Source organism: Pseudomonas sp. WAC2, assembly GCF_030403525.1.
Classification (GTDB): domain Bacteria; phylum Pseudomonadota; class Gammaproteobacteria; order Pseudomonadales; family Pseudomonadaceae; genus Chryseomonas; species Chryseomonas luteola.
This window is the reverse complement of record NZ_JAUEPD010000008.1, coordinates 153,520-173,407: the sequence shown is the minus strand read 5'-3', so window position 1 is coordinate 173,407 and position 19,888 is coordinate 153,520. Positions and strand designations below refer to the sequence as shown.

19 protein-coding genes are annotated in these 19,888 nt (G+C 57.4%); 15 read left to right on the top strand and 4 right to left on the bottom strand.

Annotated elements, in window-relative coordinates:
- Positions 1-59 precede the first annotated feature (59 nt).
- Positions 60-2,735 carry a glycoside hydrolase family 3 C-terminal domain-containing protein gene (locus QWJ10_RS17625; RefSeq protein ID WP_289928458.1) on the bottom strand — a complete coding sequence of 892 codons (2,676 nt, stop codon included), beginning with the start codon at positions 2,733-2,735 and terminating at the stop codon, positions 60-62.
- Positions 2,736-3,207: 472 nt separating this feature from the next.
- On the opposite strand from QWJ10_RS17625, the gene QWJ10_RS17620 reads away from it, so the two are divergent.
- From QWJ10_RS17620 to mdtD, 13 genes are all read left to right on the top strand, one after another.
- Positions 3,208-3,435 carry a hypothetical protein gene (locus QWJ10_RS17620; RefSeq protein WP_019367344.1) on the top strand — a complete coding sequence of 76 codons (228 nt, stop codon included), beginning with the start codon at positions 3,208-3,210 and terminating at the stop codon, positions 3,433-3,435.
- A 503-nt stretch (positions 3,436-3,938) separates the two neighbouring features.
- Positions 3,939-5,663 carry a type II secretion system ATPase GspE gene (gene gspE, locus QWJ10_RS17615; protein WP_289928710.1) on the top strand — a complete coding sequence of 575 codons (1,725 nt, stop codon included), beginning with the start codon at positions 3,939-3,941 and terminating at the stop codon, positions 5,661-5,663.
- A gap of 2 nt (positions 5,664-5,665) precedes the next feature.
- Positions 5,666-6,877 carry a type II secretion system inner membrane protein GspF gene (gspF, locus tag QWJ10_RS17610; RefSeq protein WP_289928456.1) on the top strand — a complete coding sequence of 404 codons (1,212 nt, stop codon included), beginning with the start codon at positions 5,666-5,668 and terminating at the stop codon, positions 6,875-6,877.
- Positions 6,878-6,895: 18 nt separating this feature from the next.
- A complete protein-coding gene (gene gspG / locus QWJ10_RS17605; protein ID WP_122041411.1) occupies positions 6,896-7,321 on the top strand; it encodes a type II secretion system major pseudopilin GspG in 426 nt (141 codons plus the stop codon).
- Positions 7,322-7,329: 8 nt separating this feature from the next.
- Positions 7,330-7,839, top strand: coding sequence for a GspH/FimT family pseudopilin (locus QWJ10_RS17600; RefSeq protein ID WP_010796074.1), 510 nt, complete (start codon positions 7,330-7,332; stop codon positions 7,837-7,839).
- Complete coding sequence (locus tag QWJ10_RS17595) at positions 7,836-8,219, top strand: prepilin-type N-terminal cleavage/methylation domain-containing protein (RefSeq protein WP_162997576.1); 384 nt, start codon at positions 7,836-7,838, stop codon at positions 8,217-8,219. The genes QWJ10_RS17600 and QWJ10_RS17595 overlap by 4 nt, the downstream gene beginning before the upstream one ends.
- On the top strand, positions 8,216-8,848 hold the full coding sequence (locus tag QWJ10_RS17590; protein ID WP_289928452.1) for a prepilin-type N-terminal cleavage/methylation domain-containing protein: 633 nt from the start codon (positions 8,216-8,218) through the stop codon (positions 8,846-8,848). Before QWJ10_RS17595 ends, QWJ10_RS17590 begins: the two co-directional genes overlap by 4 nt.
- Positions 8,845-9,573, top strand: a complete 729-nt coding sequence (locus QWJ10_RS17585; protein ID WP_289928450.1) for a type II secretion system protein GspK — start codon at positions 8,845-8,847, stop codon at positions 9,571-9,573. The genes QWJ10_RS17590 and QWJ10_RS17585 overlap by 4 nt, the downstream gene beginning before the upstream one ends.
- Entirely contained in the window at positions 9,570-10,673 is a 1,104-nt protein-coding gene (locus QWJ10_RS17580) for a PilN domain-containing protein (RefSeq protein ID WP_289928446.1), read from the top strand. The genes QWJ10_RS17585 and QWJ10_RS17580 overlap by 4 nt, the downstream gene beginning before the upstream one ends.
- Positions 10,648-11,280: a type II secretion system protein GspM gene (gspM, locus tag QWJ10_RS17575; RefSeq protein ID WP_010796079.1), complete on the top strand. Its 633-nt coding sequence runs from the start codon at positions 10,648-10,650 to the stop codon at positions 11,278-11,280. The genes QWJ10_RS17580 and gspM overlap by 26 nt, the downstream gene beginning before the upstream one ends.
- The gene (locus tag QWJ10_RS17570; protein WP_289928443.1) at positions 11,277-11,849 is read left to right on the top strand and encodes a hypothetical protein; all 573 of its coding nucleotides are present in this window, start codon (positions 11,277-11,279) and stop codon (positions 11,847-11,849) included. The genes gspM and QWJ10_RS17570 overlap by 4 nt, the downstream gene beginning before the upstream one ends.
- 86 nt (positions 11,850-11,935) lie before the next feature.
- Positions 11,936-14,239: a type II secretion system secretin GspD gene (gene gspD / locus QWJ10_RS17565; RefSeq protein ID WP_289928708.1), complete on the top strand. Its 2,304-nt coding sequence runs from the start codon at positions 11,936-11,938 to the stop codon at positions 14,237-14,239.
- A 131-nt stretch (positions 14,240-14,370) separates the two neighbouring features.
- Entirely contained in the window at positions 14,371-15,810 is a 1,440-nt protein-coding gene (gene mdtD / locus QWJ10_RS17560) for a multidrug transporter subunit MdtD (protein WP_289928441.1), read from the top strand.
- A gap of 62 nt (positions 15,811-15,872) precedes the next feature.
- Here the strand turns inward: mdtD and QWJ10_RS17555 are convergent, their stop codons facing one another.
- Positions 15,873-16,082 (bottom strand): cold-shock protein, encoded by a 210-nt coding sequence (locus QWJ10_RS17555; protein ID WP_010796083.1) that lies wholly within the window; start codon positions 16,080-16,082, stop codon positions 15,873-15,875.
- Here QWJ10_RS17555 and QWJ10_RS17550 point away from each other — a divergent pair.
- On the top strand, positions 16,081-16,410 hold the full coding sequence (locus QWJ10_RS17550) for a hypothetical protein (protein WP_289928439.1): 330 nt from the start codon (positions 16,081-16,083) through the stop codon (positions 16,408-16,410). The genes QWJ10_RS17555 and QWJ10_RS17550 overlap by 2 nt on opposite strands.
- A gap of 68 nt (positions 16,411-16,478) precedes the next feature.
- Positions 16,479-17,714 (top strand): diguanylate cyclase, encoded by a 1,236-nt coding sequence (locus QWJ10_RS17545; protein WP_289928706.1) that lies wholly within the window; start codon positions 16,479-16,481, stop codon positions 17,712-17,714.
- Here the strand turns inward: QWJ10_RS17545 and QWJ10_RS17540 are convergent.
- On the bottom strand, positions 17,599-18,471 hold the full coding sequence (locus QWJ10_RS17540; RefSeq protein ID WP_289928437.1) for a transporter substrate-binding domain-containing protein: 873 nt from the start codon (positions 18,469-18,471) through the stop codon (positions 17,599-17,601). The genes QWJ10_RS17545 and QWJ10_RS17540 overlap by 116 nt on opposite strands.
- A 69-nt stretch (positions 18,472-18,540) precedes the next feature.
- Positions 18,541-19,773 carry a HAMP domain-containing sensor histidine kinase gene (locus QWJ10_RS17535; RefSeq protein ID WP_289928435.1) on the bottom strand — a complete coding sequence of 411 codons (1,233 nt, stop codon included), beginning with the start codon at positions 19,771-19,773 and terminating at the stop codon, positions 18,541-18,543.
- Positions 19,774-19,888: the final 115 nt, after the last annotated feature.

Genomic DNA, 19,888 nt, shown 5'->3' with positions numbered 1-19,888 from the left:
CCTGGCGCATCGGGAGGAACCGTACACAGGCACGGATCAAAATCCGCGCCCGGACAGGTTTACTGCTTGGCGGCCTTGACCGTTACCGCCTTGATGTCGGCCTTCGACAGCGGGTTGCTGGTCGAATTGGACAATTCCTGGCGATACGGGTTGGTCAGGCTGGACGTCAGGCGGATATCGTTGGATGCCGCACCCACCGAGATCTTGAACGTATCAGCATCCACAACCCAGTTGTTGGTGGCTTCATTGAAGTAGGCCAACGAACGGTCGTTGAGCTGCAACGTGACACGCTTGGTCTCACCCGGATTCAAGAACACCTTGCCAAAGCCCTTGAGCTCCTTGACCGGACGCGCCACCTGCGGCTTGTTCTGACCAATATAGAGCTGAGCGACTTCAGCACCCGCGCGCTGCCCTGTGTTGGTCACATCGAAGGACACCTTGATAGGCGCGTTACCCACTACCACCTTGGGCGTTACCTTGATGTTGGAATACTTGAAGCTGGTGTAGGACAGGCCATAACCGAACGGATACAGCGGCTTGATACCGCTCATCTCGTAGCCACGGTAGCCTACGTACAGACCTTCGCTGTAGGCCATACGGGTAATCTTGCCGGTGTTGTCGAACTCGGGGAAACCTGCATAGACAGGGTTATCCTGCAGTTTCTTCTCAATGCTGAACGGCATTTTCGCGGACGGGTTGACTACCCCGTACAGGATTTCCGCCAGTGCCTGGCCACCGTACTGGCCAGGATAGAAGGCATGCAGTGCGCCATCGACCTGATCCACCCAGTCGGTCATGTTCAGACCGGTGCCGCCATGCATAACAACCACAGTTTTCGGGTTGACCTTGGCAACGTTCTGGATCAACTGGCTCTGGTACTCAGGCAGATCAAAGCCGTGGTCGAAACCTTCGCCTTCATACTCATTGCTGTTACCCACAGCCATGACAACCGCATCGTACTTGGAGAGGTCCTGCGGAGCAGCCAGCGAGGCCCAGCTCATCTGCACGCCCACCATGCCGCCCATGGTTGAGATATAACCCTTGCGGCGGGAGTACTCGAGCTTGATGTCGTAGGACTTGCCCGCTTCCAGATTGACCTTGCCGTATACCGGAATGGTCGGCGGAATGCTGTTGTTGGGCAGCGGATTGCCATCGCCATTGTCGATGATCTTCTGACCATTCACATACAGACGCACGGCGCCATCCGCACGAACCTTGAAGACTTGCTCACCGGAAATGGTCGGCGTTACCGATCCGCTCCAGCGAACGGACGTATTCTGATCGTCGCCGGTAACGGGATAGTTCGCGCCGTTGGTGGTATTGGAAACATAGTCCACTGTTGTGGTCTTGTTGCCATTGGCCCAGTCCAGGTTCACATGCTGATCGATACGGATGTCAGAAGGAGTACCGGACCAGTTGGCATTATTGAAGAACTCAGCCTTCAAACCTTTTTCGGTATTACCGGAGGCATCGGTGGTCGTCCATTCGGCCGCATTTGGGTCCAGGGACAGCGAGTCGATGAAGTCGACCTTGGCGTTACCAGCCACTTGCTTCAGGCCACTCAACTCACTGACGAAATTGCGTGCATCGACATTGGCACTACCGAAACCGGTAGGCGGCGCGTACTTGGCCAAGTTGCCAATGACCGCAATGGACTTGACCTTGTCGCTGGACAGCGGCAACAAGTGATCCTTGTTCTTCAGCAGAACGATACCTTCACGAGCACCTTCCAGGGCTGCCTGCTGGCTGCTGGCACTGTCCATGTCCTTGGACGCGGCAGGAATGGCCTGGTCGAAGCGGTACGCATATATCTGACGCAGGATCCGGCGAACCTTGTCATTGATGGTCTCGGTCGAGAGCTTTCCTGCCTGGATATAGGGCGTCAGGATGGTGCTATTCATCTGATAGCCCATCATGTCCAGATCGGTACCGGCATCAGCTGCTAGATAGCCATGAACGACAGCGTTGTAGTCGCTCTGCATGAGACCTTTCCAGCCCCATTCCTTTTTGAGCACGCCGGTGATCAAATGCTGGTGCTCACAGCTGTAAACGCCATTGATCAACTGGAACGCGCACATCATCATCGCAACGTTGCCGTTCTTGGCAGCCGACTCGAAGGCAGGCAGGTACATTTCGCGCAGGGTACGCTCGCCGATCCGCTCGTCCAGTGTAAAGCGGTTGGTTTCCTGATCGTTCGCTACAAAGTGCTTGGCATTGGCCCAGACGCCCTGGGACTGGATACCGTTGATGACCGCAGGCGCCATCACAGCGCCCAGGTAGGGATCTTCGCCAGAAAGGTATTCGAATGCACGGCCGCTATAGGGCGAGCGGTACAGGTTGGCACCCGGACCTGTTACGAACTGATAGCCACCGGCACGTGTGTCGTAGCCCAGTGCTTCACCAAAGGACTTGGCTCGGTCGACGTTCCAGGTAGCCGCAAGGTTGGGACCCGCCGGGTAAACGATACCCTGGTTGTTGTCCTGACTGGTGTAGCGGATACCCACACCACCGTCCGCACCATGAATCTGGGGCAGACCAAATTTATCCAGCCCCTTGACATCCCAGGGGCCCGTTCCGCCAATCAGTGAAAGCTTCTCGGAAAGGGACATCTGTCCCAGCGTGCTCTCGACCTTCTTTTCAACCTGGGCAGGGTTTGCCTGGGTTACCGCATATGCTTGACCAACTGCCAGAGCCAAAGCCGTAAGCACAGCTCCCTGTAGCTTCATATTTCCCATTATTAATTAAGTCCTGCTTTTAAGTTAATAAAAACGAGTCACTTCGATATTGCCGAATATCAAGTTTTACTGACTTAACAGCGTCCCGCGTCCTGCGACAAATAACCTCAATACAATCAATTAAAGTTATTTGTACAAGTTGAGATTTTTTTGTTATGGGAGCAAACGAGAACAAAAGGTAGCAAAATGATGGCAACAGAAAATCGCGTAAACGCGCGAAAAACCCGAAAAGATTAAGGCAAAAAAGACGAAAAATTGTCAAATGAAACGGTTTAGCAAGTAGCAAACCATTTCTCTAATTTAACTTGAACTTTTACCATTAAAAGATGTCCAGCCAAACTCTCGGCTTTAATCTATCGATTAGAACTTAGTCAAGAATCGAAAATTTAGAGTTGATTTTTTCTTTCAGAAGAAATTAGCTAAATATATCTACCTAACTCAGGCAGATATTTATTTGAAGAGTGAGAGCGTAATGAAAAAGTTTATCTCCAGCCTATGCCTGGTAGCAGGTTTTGCTGTAACAGGATGCGCCCTGGCGGCTGAAGACTCAGCCACTGCCACTCAAGCGTCCGGCACCTCCAACGGCCTGATGCAACAGGAGCACAACAGCAAGGCCGCCCAGAAAGCCAAACAGGAGCAGGACACCAAAGGTGGTCGTCCTGACGGCGTGTCCAACCCGAATGCCCTGAGCACCAAATAAGCACTGCTCAGCGTTCAAGCGCCTGCCGTTAAATGAGGCAGGCGCTTTCGGCCAGCTCCAGCTCCAGCTTCGAGACTTGCGAATACAACGACATTGGCTGACTAAGCGCTCAGGTTCTATTCAGAGCGGCTTGGATGCTCGCTAATACCCCCTTCCGTTGACATGTCCTTCTGAGACAAAACCGACGAAGCGCCTCTTGCCCTTTTGTCAGCCTTTGTTCAGCTAAAAACAGGTAATAGAAGTAACTTTGCAGCTAAAAAGCGATTTGGCTCACAGCCAATTTCGGTGGGTTACAGCAGCAAACACGTATTATTAAGCGTCCATCTGTACACTAAGTGTTCATTTAACGGTGCGATTATCATCCGTTAGGCTTTGTTTTCTCGTTTAGCCAACGCCCACTGCTTTCTACGCTACCGCCTATAACCATGAACCTACTCCAACCCGCCTCGTCGACCACGGCTGAACGCAGCCCTTCCCAGAGCGCTTCGCTGCCCTCGGTGCCTATGAACGAGCCACCGCTCACGTCTGTGGATTCCCACAAGCCGGGTGACGATGCTGTATGCGAATGGCTGGTCACCCAGGGAAAGCTCAAGCCTGGCGATCTGGAGCGGGCCCGCCGTCTTCACGAAACCCCCTCTGGAGAAAGCTTCAGCCATCTGCTGCTGCGCCTGGGCATGGTATCCGAGCGAGACATGGCGCATGCGTGGGCATCACTACTGGACGTTCCGCTGGTTCTGGAAAGCGATGCGCCAGAAATCCTGGAAGACCCGCTCGACGTCTCCACACGCTTTCTAAAACAGCATCAGATCGTGCCGCTGGGGCAGGACAGTAACGGTCAGATCCATCTGTTGGTGGCCAATCCCGCCGAGCGTTATGCCATCGAGGCGCTTGAGTACGCCTGTGGCCGCGCGGCTCGGCTGTCCATAGGGCTTCGCAGCGACATCGAAAACCTGATCGAGCGTTATTACGGTCAGGGCCGCTCGGCCATGGGTACCATCGTGGAAAACCTCGACGCCCAGGCTAACTCGGAAGACGACATCGAGCACTTGAAGGATCTGGCCTCAGAAGCGCCTGTGATTCGCCTGGTGAACCTGATTATCCAGCGCGCTGTAGAAAACCGCGCCTCGGATATCCACATTGAGCCTTTTGAAAATCGGCTCAAGGTACGTTATCGCATCGATGGCGTACTGCATGAGTCCGAAGCGCCGCCTTCCAGCTCAACGGCAGCGGTGATCTCACGCGTCAAGATCATGGCCAAGCTCGACATTGCCGAGCGCCGTCTCCCCCAGGATGGCCGCATCATGTTGCGTATCCAGGGCAAGGAGCTGGACCTGCGGGTATCCACCGTTCCGACCAGCTTTGGCGAGTCAGTGGTAATGCGTCTGCTCGATCGCGAATCGGTGAGTTTCGATTTTGATACCCTGGGCTTTGCCGGCAAGTCACTGGACAACTTCCTGAGCGTGCTGGAGCGACCCCACGGTATTCTGCTGGTCACCGGCCCTACTGGTTCGGGTAAGACCACCACGCTGTATACCGCGCTGTCGCGCCTGAACACCGCCGAGCGCAAGATCATTACCGTAGAAGACCCGGTCGAATACCAGATCGAGGGCATCAATCAGATCCAGGTAAAGCCGTCCATTGGCCTGGATTTCGCCGGCGCCCTGCGCTCCATCGTGCGCCAGGACCCGGATGTCATCATGATCGGTGAAATGCGCGACCTGGAAACCTGCCGTATCGCCATTCAGTCTTCCCTGACCGGTCACCTGGTGCTTTCGACACTGCATACCAACAGTGCGGCGGGCAGCATCACGCGTCTTTTGGACATGGGGGTGGAAGACTATCTGCTAGCTTCTACAATCAATGGCATTCTGGCCCAGCGCCTGGTGCGCCGCCTGGATCCAGCGTTGTCAGAAGCCTATGAGCCGCTTCCGGAAGTTATCAGGGAATATGAACTCGAAAAATACACGGATGAACGCCCGATCCGCCTGTACAGGCCACGTCGCGACTTGCCACCCAATGAGGGCTACCGTGGTCGTAGTGCCATCAGCGAACTGCTGGTCATGAGCGATACGCTCCGCAGCCTGCTCATGCAGCGCGCCGATGCCGCGACACTGGAACAGGCCGCTCGCGCAGAAGGCATGTATACCCTGTACGAAGACGGGCTGCGCCAGGCGCTGGCAGGTACGACTACCTTGGAAGAGGTCCTGCGTGTGACGAGCGGAGACTGAGCATGGCCCAGTTTCGCTATCGCGCACTGGATGCGGCCGGTGAGTCTGTTACCGGCCATCTGGAAGCCGCCGGCCAGGATGAAGCTGTCAGCCAGTTGCAGGATCGTGGACTTCTGGTCCTGCAGGTCACGCCCGCGCAAGGCAATGCCTCACAGGGTTGGCGTGCCTGGTTCAATCGAGACCCGTTAAGCGGGGTCGGACTTGCCCAGTTTACCCAGCAGCTGGCCACACTCCTGGGTGCAGGGCAGCCGCTCGATCGCGCCTTGAATATTCTGCTCAGCCAGCCAACGGAAGATAAATCCCGCCGACTGATCGAGCGTATCCGTGAGCGCGTTAAGGGCGGCAAGCCGCTTTCCGCCGCGCTCTCCGAAGAAGGCGGGCAATTTTCGCAGCTCTATATCAGCATGGTCCGTGCAGGCGAAGCCGGTGGCTCGCTGGAGGAAACCCTGGCGCAGCTCGCTCAATACCTCGAGCGCTCGCAGGCCTTGCGTGGCGAAGTGATCAACGCCCTGATCTACCCCGCCTTCCTGGTCGTTGGTGTGCTCGGTTCACTGGCCTTGCTGATGGCGTATGTCGTACCCCAGTTTGTCCCGATCTTCGCTGATTTAGGCGTTCCTGTACCGTTCATGACCCAGTCCGTACTCTGGATGGGCCAGTTTCTTTCGCAATATGGCCTATTGCTGCTGGCGGTTCTGGTTGCGCTCATCTGGTTCACCGGCGCCCGCCTTCGTGATCCGGAACGCCGTATCCGCTGGGATCGCCGGATGCTGAGCATTCGGATGATGGGACCCCTTGTACAGCGGTTGGAGACCGCGCGGCTAGCCAGAACACTCGGCACCCTGCTGACCAATGGCGTTCCGCTGCTGACCGCGCTGTCGATTGGCCGCCAGGTCTGCTCAAACCATGCCTTGCAGGGCGCCGTTTCGCAGGCGGCCGACCAGGTTAAGGACGGCGGCTCACTGGCCGCTGCGCTCAGCACCAGCAAGCTGCTGCCTCAGTTGTCACTGCAAATGATTCAGGTCGGCGAAGAATCCGGCCAGCTCGATACCATGCTGATCAAAGTCGCCGACGTCTTTGATGCCGAAGCCAAACGTGGTATCGATCGACTCCTTGCGGCACTGGTACCCAGCCTGACCATTGTCATGGCCGTACTTGTGGCCTTCATCATGTTGGCCATCATGCTCCCGCTGATGAGCCTCACCAGTAACATCTAACCGTAACGAGCCTTGTTTATGACTAGAAAAATGCGCTCCCTCCCCCACCGCAGCGGCGGTTTTACCCTGCTTGAAATGCTGGCTGTTATCGTACTGCTTGGTATCGTGGCCACCATTGTGGTCCGCCAGGTCGGTGGTAACGTCGATAAAGGCAAGTACGGCGCTGGCAAGGCTCAGCTGGCCAGCCTGAGCATGAAGATCGAAAACTATGCCCTGGATGTCGGCGCACCGCCCAAGAATCTGCAACAACTCACTACCAAGCCAGCCAACGCTCGTAACTGGAATGGCCCTTATGCCAAGCCCTCGGACTTGCAGGACCCGTTCGGCCATGAGTTCGGCTATCGCTCGCCCGGTCAGCACGGTTCGTTTGACCTGATCTTTTATGGTCAGGACGGACAGCCAGGCGGCGAAGGCTACAGCGCCGACGTTGGCAACTGGGAATAAAGAGTGTCATGCCGCGCCAGCCCTCCTGTACCCGTGCCCTACGCACCGTCTCGAACGGTATGCGCTTACAGGGCCGGACATCGCAGCGCGGCTTTACACTTCTTGAGCTGATCGTTGTCATCATCCTGGTCGCCATTGGTCTGACCCTGGTCTCCTTTGGCGTTACCCGCGGACTCGACAGTGTTCGATCCCGCGAGGCCGGTCGTGATCTGACCCTGGCACTGCGTGCCGTACGCACCCAGGCCATCACAACCGGTCAGACCACTACACTAAATTTCGATCTTGCCAACCAGCGATACCAACAACCCGGCCGGCGTCCTCAGTCGCTGCCCAAGGGCATGCGCATGCGGGTAACCACAGCGGCTGACCTGAGTACAGGTCGCAGGACCGCCATCGCCTTCTTTCCAGATGGCAGCTCAACCGGTGGAAATGTCAGGCTGGAAAAGGATGGACGTGCCTGGCGCGTCGATATCGCCTGGCTGACCGGCACCGTCAAATGGCAAGAGGTAAACCCGTGACGGGACAGCGCAGGCCCCGTTCAGAGGGTGGCTTTACCTTGCTGGAATTGCTGGCAGCCGTGGCATTGCTCGCCGTCACCTTTTTCGTATTGATGGGAGGCATTGGCCAAGCCACCCATGCCTTGCTGAAGGACAGCCGAGCGACCCAGATGGCCTTGACGGCCCGCTCGCTACTGGACGACACGGTCCATCGCCCTCTGAAGCCAGGCTCCAGCCAGGGTTCATTGCCTGACGGTACACGTTGGAAGCTGGATATCAGTAAAGCGGGCGCCGCAACGACCAGTCAGCTGTATCGCCTGGACTTGTCATTGACGGCGGGCCGGCATCAGGAGCGCTTCAGCACATTAAGGCTGCAGGGTATATCCGAGGTTTCGCAATGAAAGCCTCAATGCGCGGCTTCACCTTGCTGGAAGTCCTGCTGGCTATCAGCCTGCTGGGTATCCTGCTGGTCCTGATCGGCTCTGCCCTCATCAGCGCCAATCGGACATTGGCTCGCAGCGAGCAGTACAGCGCCCGATTGGATGAGCTGCGCTCTACACAGAATTTTTTACGTCGCGAACTGCAGCAAGCCCTTCCGCTGTCGATCCAGCGCACCCCCACTGGGCAGGGAATGGTGTTTATCGGCGAGCCACAGGAGATGCGCTTTATCGCAACGCTGCCTTCACATCTCGGAGGCGGTATTCATATCCAGACGCTCCGCCTGGCCGGTGACAGCCGAGACCAATGGCTACAGGTCGACTTCACCAAGATTGTTGGAAACAACCGCACCGAACCCTGGGGAGAGCCCCAGCGTCTGTTACGGCAGGTCAGAAACCTGCGCTTTTCCTATAGCGGCCTTGACCAGAACGGACAACCTACGGACTGGCTGCCGCGATGGCCCTGGCCGCAGCACCTGCCCCAGCGGGTCAGGGTTGACCTGACGGCCGATGGCCCCATTGCCTGGCCGCCTCTACAGGTCGCCGTACGCCTCGACCTGGGCAACTCAAACAGCATGGGGTCTCTGCAGTGAAGCGGCAACACGGGGTAGCGCTGCTCATTACGCTATGGGCACTGGCACTGCTCAGTCTGGTCATGGCCGGCGTCGTAACCGCAGTACGCCTGGAAAACAAACAGAGCGTCCATCAGCTTCAGGATGCCAGGGCGCATCTTGCGGCAGAAGCAGGTCTGGCCCTGGCTGTCCAGCATCTGACAGGTCTTCAACGAGAGCAGCGCTGGATTGCGGATGGCCGCCCCTATCAACTCGAATTCGACCGCATGCGCCTGACCATTCAAGTGCGCAGCGAGCTGGGAAAGCTGGATCTTAACAGCACCTCATCCGCCTTGTTCATCAAAGTGGCGACTGCGTTGGGCGTTCCGGCTGGACAAGCGAAGCAAGTCGCGGCAGCCTTGCAAGCCCGTCAGAACGGGACGGATCCGACGCCCATGCGAACTCTGGAGGAATTGATTCAACTCCCCGGCATGGACAATGCGATGTTTACTCGCCTGGAGCCCTACATCACCGTCTGGAGCGGGTACGATCAGCCGGTTGTGAGCTTTGCAGCGCCACCCATACGCCAAGCCATGGGCCAGAAGAACATCATTTCCCTGGAGGGAGAAGATCCAGGGCAGGTATTGAGTGTGTATAGCCAGGCTGAACTGGACAATGGTTTCCGCTCTGCCTTGAACGTGACCCTTTTACTCAACCCAACGGATAGCAACATGCAACCTTACCGCGTGCTGCGCTGGCAAGAATGAAAACAATTCGACTGGAATGGCCCAATAGCCTGCGCCCTGCCGTGAATGCCTTTCAAGCGCAATGGCACGCCTCCGTGTTTCCCCGCTTTTTCAACTGGTGGTTTACCGAACTTCGGGCCTGCCTGCCCCCTCGCCTACGCAGCCTGTTCGAGCGAAGCGAACATGAACAGATCATCCGCTGGGACAATGAAGAAGCCTGGCTTCACTCGGCGGAGGGTGAGCATCCATTAACCAGCGCCGATTCGCTGGGTACAGAACGCTGCGTTCTGCTGTTATCGCCTCGGCAGGCGCTGGTCAGAACTATCAATCTACCTGCTGGCGCAGCCCAGGACGTCATGGCGGCTGTCGCCTTCGAGATGGATCGCCATACCCCTTTTAAGGCCAGTCAGGTCTATTATGCGGTCCGCCGCTGGCCAAGCCAGCCCAAGCAGCCGCTCCGTGTGACGGTTGCCACCGTACTGAAGGATCGCCTCGATCCATTACTGGAGCGCCTGCAGGCGCAGGGCATTCGTCCCGACGAGATCGATGTGCAACAGCCTGAAGGGGGGCGCCTGGGTATTAACCTGTTGCCAGCCGAACGCCGTCAGCTTCGCAAGAATCCGAGGCGTCAGCTGAACATTGGTCTTGCAGTCCTGGCTATCGCTTTGACATTCGCAGCCATGCAGGTCTGGTTGTATAACCGCGCCGTTGCGCTCGAAGCCATGCGTCATGAGGTCAGCCAGCTTCGTGCCGGCGCCCAGGAGATCGAAAGCCTGCGCCAGCAGATACAGAATGGCCTGGGCGCTACTCGCTACCTGACGGAGCGTAAGGCGGGTACTCCGCCGCTGAGCGTGATGCTTAGCGAGCTGACTCAGTGCCTGCCCAAAGACACTTGGCTGACGGAGCTGTCCGTTGAAGGAGACGGACAGGTCAATCTGGCCGGCCAGAGCCAGAAGGCTGGCGCCTTGATTGGCGAGATGAAAAATTGTCACTCGCTTACCGGTGCGCAGTTCCAAGGCGTCATCCAGCCAGACGAAAACACCAAGAAAGAGCGCTTCTACCTGCTCGCCCACCTGCGTCGGGAGGAAGCCAGCAATGCGCCGGTCACTGACACCCCGTGAAAGTCGCATCGCCGCGCTGGCCGTTCTGGCGTTCGCGTTGTATGTGCTGTACTGGATTTGTCTGGAATGGTGGTTCGTCGCGCCCCAGCAGGCCATGAACGACGAAATGGAGCAGCTCCGTCAGACCCAGCGCCGGTATGCCGCGCTGCAGGCCCAGCGTGAACCCTTGCAGCGCCAGCTCGAAACCGCACAGGAGCGAAACGCTGGAAGTGACAGCCTGCTGCCCGGTGACGACCCCAGCGCCGTAGCAGCCAACCTGATGCAACATACGGCTGAACTGATCGAGTCGCACAAGCTGGACGGCGCCGGCTGTGAATTGCTCAACCGCACGCCCATCGCCGGCAACCCTGGCGATGAGCCCTATGCCCAGGTCAAGGTCAGCTTCAACCTCAGCTGCGCCATCGAGCCGCTGGAAGCCATCCTGTACGACATTGAAAACGATCGCCCTTTCCTTTTCGTAGAGGAGCTGCGCGTCGAGCGTCATGAGGATGCGCCGCCCAAGGGTGGTGCCGGCAGGCTTGAAGTCCAGATGCTTGTCACTGGCTACATGCAGCGTAAAGCCGGTATGGACGATAACGAAAACACGGATTCGGATGACCCGACATGAACGCCGCTGATCAGCGTCGCCTCACCCCCTGGCTCGTCCTGATTACGGGACTATCGGCCGCGCTTCTGGTCATGTTCGCGTTGGGCATTGGCCGTAACGTACAATGGCTGCCTCCCCTTGAAGCACAGCACTCGCCTGCAACTGTCAGATCGCCGGAGCTGCCGAACGCACCGCCCTTGGATGCGTATGCCAATACCTGGCAGCAGCCCTTGTTCAGCCCGGACCGCCAGTCTGATCAGAAAATGGCCGCGCCGGGTCAGCCGACTTACCTTACAGGCTATGTGCTGACCGGCATTATCCTGACCGACTCGCTGCAGCTGGCCCTGCTCAAGGACAACTCAGGCAAGGCGCTCAGCGTTACCCGGGGCAAGGCACTGCCCAACGGCTGGAAGCTGGAGTCCGTGGCTGCCAACAAGGCGGTATTTGTCTCTGGTGATCGTCAGCAAAGCTTGCCGCTCGTGATCGAAAAGGCACCTCTTGACGGTGTGTCGGCCCCAGCCGCCGATGCGCCCAGCTCTACCACGGAAACGTTCCCGGAAGAGGATGACGACTCCGATAGCGAAGATTGATACGGAACCGGATTCAGTGGCCGACGCGGCCGCCCCCTATTATCAGGAGCACTACAATCGTGACCTTGCGTTACCCCCTGGCCTGCATGGCCACCGCCACCTTGCTGGCAGGTTGTATCTCACCGGCCACCGATACGCAGCAAGACGATGCCCTGCTGCGTGAAGGTCTGGCTGGAACAGGCAGCCAACGCCCCTTGGTAAGAGAGCCCTCGCCCAATGTACCCAGCTCGGCCGAAACGGGCGATAACCCCCGTACACCGGCCCGCAGTCAGATCATTCGTGGTGATAACCGCTTCATCAACAGTCGAGTGACACCTGCCGCCAAACCGTCAGCCGCGCCGGACGGCGGTGTAGTATTCAACTTCAACAACCAGCCGATTCGAGCAGTGATCAACAGTATCCTGGGCGATCTGCTTCAGGTGAACTACACCATCGCGCAGGACGTAAAGGGTGAGGTCACTTTCTCCACGTCCAAGCCCGTTGCAAAGACCGAAGCCCTGTCGATCCTGGAGACGTTGCTATCCTGGACCAATAACGCCCTGGTGCGTGAAGGCGATCGCTACATGGTTGTACCAGCCAACCAGGCCGTGGCAGGCCGCATGGTGCCGGCGCTACAGATGCCGGAGCCAGGCAGTGGCCTGTCTGCCCGCCTGTTCCAGCTGGACTATATTTCCGCCACGGAAATGCAGAAGCTGCTCAAGCCCTTTGCCCGCGAAAACGCTTTCCTGCTGGTGGACCCCTCACGCAATGTCATCGCGCTTGCCGGTACGCCTGACGAGCTTGCCAATTATCAGCGAACCATCAGTACCTTTGATGTGAACTGGTTGAAGGGCATGTCTATCGGTGTCTTTGGCCTGCAGCGCGCCAGTGTGGCAGAGCTGATGCCGGAGCTGGATCGCCTGTTCGGCCCGCAGAGCGGCACCCCGCTGGCCGGTATGCTCCGCTTCCTGCCGATCGAACGCACCAATGCGGTGGTGGCCATTTCTTCACAGCCTGAATATCTGAACGAAGTTCGTCAGTGGATCGAGACCATCGATAAGGGCGGCGGCAACGAGCCGCAGATGTATGTGTACGACGTACGCAACATGAAAGCGACCGACCTCTCGCGGTATCTGCGTCAGATCTATAGCAACGAGGCCGTTAATGAAGAGCCGGAAGCCAAAGTCGCGCCGGGTTTGCGTACCACCACCCTGTCGACCAGCAATGGCTTTGGCAACGGTATCGGCGGCAACAGTACGGGTGGCAACACCATCGGTAGCAGCCAAGGCCTGAGCAACGGTATTGGTGGCGGCCTGAACAGCAACAGCGGTATCGGAGGCAACAACGGCACGGGCGGCGGTTTGGGTAGCACTCGTGGAAACGGCACGGGTACTGGCTCGGACAACGACAGTGAAGACAGCAGCTCAAGCAGTACCAACAATCAGAACGGCAATAACGATACAGGCGTCCGGATCACTGCGCAGAAGAGCAGCAACCAGCTCCTGATTCGTGCGCGGCCCTCGCAATGGAACGAGATCCAATCAGCCATTCGCCGCCTGGACAATCCTCCGATGCAGGTCCAGATCGAAACCCGCATCCTTGAGGTCAGCCTGACCGGCAGCCTGAGCCTGGGTGTGCAATGGTACCTGGGGCGGCTGGCCGGTAATTCACCTGTCACCGACTCGAATGGCAACGTGACCAACAGTGTAGTGAACGCATCTGGTAGCCAAGGAGCGCTGGGACGAGGCGGCGCAGGACTCGGCAGTACCGATGCCCTCTTCTACTCATTTGTCAGCAACAACCTGCAGGTTGCACTGCATGCGCTCGAGACCAACGGCAATACGCGTGTGCTTTCTGCACCCTCGCTGGTGGTCATGAACAACCAGGAAGCCCAGATCCAGGTGGGTGACAACATCCCGATCAGCCAGACCTCAGTCAACACAACGAGCGATCTGACCTTCAATAGCGTTCAGTACATCCAGACGGGTGTCATTCTTGATGTTGTGCCCCGTATCAATCCGGGCGGCCTTGTCTACATGGACATCCAGCAGCAGGTCAGCAGTGATACCGGAACCCGTACGGACAGCAACGGCAACCCGTCGATTTCAACACGCGCCGTCACGACCCAGGTCGCTGTACAGAGTGGCCAGACCGTTCTGCTGGGTGGCCTGATCCAGCAGAACGACGCGGAAAGCGACAACAGCGTGCCGTACCTGAGCCGTATTCCAGGCCTGCATTGGCTCTTTGGCAACACCACGCGTAGCAAGAACCGTACGGAGCTGATCGTTCTGATCACACCACGTGTAATCACCAGCAACAGTCAGGCGAGCCAGATCACGGATGAGTACCGTCAGCAACTGCAGTTGATCAGTCCCATCAAGCCTGTCAGCCAGATCGACACCTCCCGTTGACAACTCTGGTGGGTCGCCTGCATCGTCAGGCGGCCCACCAGGTGTTCAGGCATTTCCCTTCGCGACATGGGCAGAACGCTTGAGGCGTCCTGCGTTCCAACCCTTTGGCCACAAAGGAAGTACGATCACTCATGTCCGCTTCGCTACTCGATGCCCGTACCGCTCGCTATTTGCCCTGGCTGGTTGCCATTGCATTCTTCATGCAATCGCTCGACGCCACGATCCTCAATACTGCACTTCCCAGCATGGCACATGATCTCAATGAAGATCCGTTGCGCATGCAGGGCGTCGTGATCGCCTACATGCTGACGGTCGCGCTGCTGATTCCGGCCTCAGGCTGGATCGCCGATCGCTTCGGAACACGGCGGGTCTTTTTCAGCGCCATCGCTTTGTTCACTTTTGGCTCACTGTTATGTGCATTGTCCCCTTCGCTCCCCTTGTTGATCGCCGCCCGCGTCATTCAAGGTCTGGGAGGCTCGCTGATGCTGCCAGTCGGGCGGCTCGTCATCCTGCGGGCTTATCCTCGTACCGAGTTGGTGCGAATACTCAGCTTCGTCACCGTGCCGGGTCTGATCGGCCCGCTGACCGGCCCTACCCTAGGCGGCTGGCTAGTGGAAGCAACCTCCTGGCACTGGATCTTTCTGATCAACCTGCCGGTAGGCTTGTTGGGCTGTTATGTCACCTCAAAACTGATGCCTGATCTGCGCAGCCCCATTCCCATGCGCTTCGACGGGTTTGGATTCCTGCTGTTCGGCGCGGCAATGATCCTGATATCGGTTGCCCTGGAGGGTTTGGGCGAGCTTCATATGCCCCATGCCCGGGTGGTTCTGCTGCTGGTGGGCGGCCTCGCCTGCATGATCGCCTACTGGCTGCGAGCCTTGCGTATCGAGCGTCCGCTCTTCTCGCCGCAACTGTTCCGCACCCGCAGTTTTGCCGTTGGCATATTTGGTAATCTGTTTGCTCGCCTGGGCAGTGGCTCGCTGCCCTTTCTGACGCCTCTGCTGCTTCAAGTGGGCATGAGTTTTCCACCGGCCAAGGCAGGTATGACCATGATTCCGCTTGCGCTGTCGGCAATGCTGGTCAAGCCCATCGCCAAGCCGATCATCGACCGCCTGGGCTATCGCCGATTACTGATCGGCAATACCATTTTACTGGGCTGCATGATTGCCAGCCTGAGCCTAATCACCACGGAGACGCCTTATCCACTGCTGCTGATTCACCTGGGCCTTCTGGGCGCGGTCAATTCGATGCAGTTCACCGCCATGAACACCGTGACGCTGATCGATCTACGCGATGAGCAGGCCAGTAGCGGCAACAGTCTTCTGTCCGTGGTCATGCAGCTGTCGATGAGCTTTGGCGTCGCCTGCGCCGCTGCCTTGCTGGGTGGGTTCAAGGATGATTACGCAGATACCGATGTGCTGTCCGCCTTCCATGCCACCTACCTCAGCGTTGGGCTGCTCTCTATTCTGGCCGCAGCAATTTTCGGGCAGCTTCCAGGCAATCCTGACCGCAAGGCGCCTTCGCATCGCGTTGAGGAGCCGGAAAAGAGCCCGCAGAGCGCAGAGGCCTGATGATTCAGCAGCATAAAAAAACCCGAGAGCATTCTCGGGTTTTTTGCTTCGGCGCTCAGCGGTCAGACCACCTGAACGTGCTCAGCCTGCATGCCTTTCTGGCCTTGCACAACTTCGAAGCTGACGCGCTGGCCTTCTGCCAGGGTCTTGAAACCATTGCCTTCGATGGCACGGAAGTGAACGAAAACGTCGGGACCGCTTTCAGGAGTAATGAAGCCATAGCCTTTGGTTTCGTTGAACCACTTGACGGTGCCGTTCTGACGATTCGACATGAAGATGTTGCTCCTTGGTAAATCGGGTTTTGTTATTAAAGCTTTTATTGCCCTGAACGATGCGCCATCAGACCATTCGCCAGAGACTGCGTTGCAAGGAGAAACACCAATCGAGCAGGACGGGGCCACGTGGAAACCTACCGCCTTAGGTCACGATCAACAGCGACCCAAGCAAACACAGTGGTTTGAACTCTACGATAAATTTATTACGAAAGCGATTACACGAAAGCCGCCTGTCGCAAACGGGACAACCGGTACTTCAGACGCGATCAACGGCGCAGTCAACGCCGTCATCAGGTTTACTTCTCCTAGCATGACATGTCTATAGAAACACTAAATAAGCGTGTTTTTGGACATATGCCATGCTTGATGAGCACCACTTCGGGAATCCATTTCGTGCGTAATATTCTGGTCGTAGAAGATAGCCAACTGGTCCTCAAGCTTTTGTCGCACCTCTTTCGACAGGAGCCCTTGTTCGAACCGGTATTCTGCGCATCGCTGGCCGAGGCTGAACTTCTTCTGGAGACCAGCCCCGGTCAGTTCTTTGCTGCCATAGCCGACCTGAACCTGCCCGACTCGCCCAACGGCGAGGTCGTGGATGTCATCCTTGCCCACAAGGTGCCCTGCATTGTCCTGACCGGTCGCTACGATGAGCGTCATCGCGATGAGCTCATCAACAAGGGCGTCGTCGACTACATTATCAAGGAGAGCCAGTACTCCTATGACTATGTGCTGCGACTCCTGCATCGGCTGGTCCAGAATCAGAACGTCAAGATACTGGTTGCGGAGGACTCCTGCGTCTCGCGGCACTACATGTGTCGGGTGCTCTCATCACAGCTGTTTCAGCCGCTGCAGAGTACGGATGGGAACGAGACGCTCAGGGTTCTTCAGGCGCAAAACGATATCGACCTGCTGATCCTGGACCATGACATGCCCGGCCTGTTGGGCTTCGAGCTAGTCAAGCGCCTGCGTCAGCAGCTCAAACGGCACGACCTGCTGATCCTGGGGGTTTCGGCTGATCCACAGGGTATCCTTAGCGCACGCTTCATCAAGCACGGCGCCGACGACTTCCTACGCAAACCCTTCTGCCCGGAAGAACTCAACTGCCGTGTCATGGCCATGCTCGAGCGACGCGACTTGCTAAGGGCGTTACAACAGGCAGCCCGTTATGACTCACTCACCAACCTCCTGAACCGGCGAGCCTTTCAGGAAAAAGCCGAGCTGCACATCAGTCTGGCGCAAGCCCAGTCGCAACCCATTAGTATTGCCCTGCTGGATATTGATTTCTTCAAGAACATCAACGATCAGATGGGACATGCCGGTGGCGACACCGCCTTGATAGCGTTTGCCCATGCCCTGCGAACACATTTTCCGCAAGACATCATTGGCCGCCTGGGCGGAGAGGAATTCGCACTGGTGAGCCAGTCAAGCGAACAGGAGCTGGCCAGACGCCTGGATATCTTCCGCAAACTCTGCACCCGGCTCAATTACCTGCCTAACGCACCCCTGCTGTCCTTTAGTGCCGGGGTTGCCAACTTGCAGACCCAGGCGCTGGAGCCGGCACTTCACGTGGCCGACCAGTGTCTTTATCAGGCAAAGCGCAGCGGGCGTGGCATGACGCTATGTCACTGACCTGCTGAGTTGGCGGCCACGCCAGGTCGTAGCGGGCAAAAATGTCGGCATAGGTACCATCTGCCTTCATCCGCTCGATCGTATCGTCAAACTGAGCAATGATTTTTTCCTGCTCAGGATGATCTTCCGATACCAACATATGCAGGCCTTTTTCCGCCAGCGGCTTGTCCAGAAACTGAAGCCGGGACGATTGAGCACTGGCCACGCGCTCGATCACACGCCTGGCCACATGCTCCTCTTCGATTGCCAGATCGACACGTCCCGCCAACAGCATTCTCAAAGCCTGCTCGAAATCGGCAACCGCGACCTTGTCCAGGGTTCGATCCTGATCGAACTCTTTCGAATAGGCATATCCCCGTACGACGGCCAACCGGTACGGCCTCAAATCTTCCAGCGTGGAAAAGGTAATCGCGCGCGTTTTCAATGCGATAAAGCGTAGGCGGTTTGCCAGGAAGGGCTTGGAAAACTGCCCCAGGCGCTCTCGCTCGGGCGCATACCAGATGTCGACAATCACATCATGGGAGCCATTTTGTATGCCATACAGCACCCGCTCCCAGGGCTCCTCACGAAACGTTGTCTCGTATCCGGAGCGGCCAAGGGCTGTCCTGACGATATCGACAGCCAAGCCCTGACCAGCCGGCGAAGTCATAACATACGGCTCCCAGTGGTTTCCAACCAGTCGAAGTGGAGGGCTGGCCCAGGCTAGGAGCGAGCACGACCAGGTCAAAGCCAGGCAACAAAAGGTGAGGACACGCATAGAGCCTCCCTACCGGCATGACAATGCAATGAACAGGATCTTCTTAAGTATGTAGTCTCTAAGACGGCTTTATGCCAGCGGCAGATGAAAACAGAAATCGCTGCCCTCACCCAAAGTACTGCTGGCCTGGATCGTACCGCCATGCGCCTCGACAATGGTTTTCACGATTGCCAGCCCCAGGCCAACCCCCTGGTGTTCACGCTTTTTAACCTGCCAGTAGCGATCAAAAATAAATGGCAGATCGCTTTCAGCAATACCGGGCCCGTTGTCACTGACCGTAAAGCGCACCCCCTGCGCCTCACGAACGACCGATACCCAGACCGTCGAGCCGGGCTGACTGAACTTCACGGAATTGCTCACCAGATTGGAAAAGACGCGCAGCAGGCGTTCGTAATCCCCCTTGATGACTGGCAGCTCCTGCTCACAGGACGTCAGCAAGCGTATGCCGCTCCGCTCGGCCAACGGCTGCAGCATCGCAACGGCGTCTTCCAGGAGCTTGTGCGGATCGAGCAAGGCGAGCCGAAGCTCCAGCTGGCTTTGCTCCATCTGAGAGATTTCAAGCAGCTCATCGATCAGCTTGCCCATATGACCACTGGCTTTTTGTGCATGGCTAACCACTTCGCGCTGCCGCTTATTCAAGGCGACCCCGTCGAACAGGCTGAACGCCATGGTCAACACCGATAAAGGCGTTCGCAGATCGTGCGCCACGACCGCCAGCAGCTCTTCACGCGCCCGAACGGCAATACGGGCGCACCGGGCATGCTGACGCACCTCCTGAACCGCCAGACGCAGTTTGATTTCACGTGTCGCTGAGTAGGCCAGCTCGCCCAAAAGCTCCAAATCGCGGGGACACCAGAGTCGGGAACACTGATCGGCAACAGCAAAATAGCCCAGCAGCTCTCCATCACTGTCCTTGAGCGGCACGGCTAAAAAGGCACCTGTTCCAGTGGGAAGCATCGTCAAAGATGCAGCCACAGGATGCTGTGCAGCAGCATCGATAATCAGCGGCACCCTTTCAGCCAGGATACATTCACCCAGCGCATAGGCCGATCGTTCCCAGTGACTGGCCAGAAAATCCGGCAGGCCATACTGACTTTTTAAAAAGGCACGTCGGTTATCCACCAGTGATATAAACGCGATGGGCACGCCCAACAGGCGAGCCGCCATGGCGGTCAGCCGGTCAAATCCCTCTTCCGGTGGCGTATCCAAAAGCTGCGTCCTGTGCAGCGCCGCCAACCGTGTTGCATCTCCAAACAATTCTGCCGGCTTGCAAGCCGATACGCACGGCGCATCATGGCTCATCCCAAGGCTCCACACCAAAAGGCCCTAACGCTCGCGGCTGCAAAACTTTTTCTGTGCAAGCCCTTCTAATGAGGCGGTTCCAGAGCCATTAAGGCCTGTTTTTCACAGCCGAGAG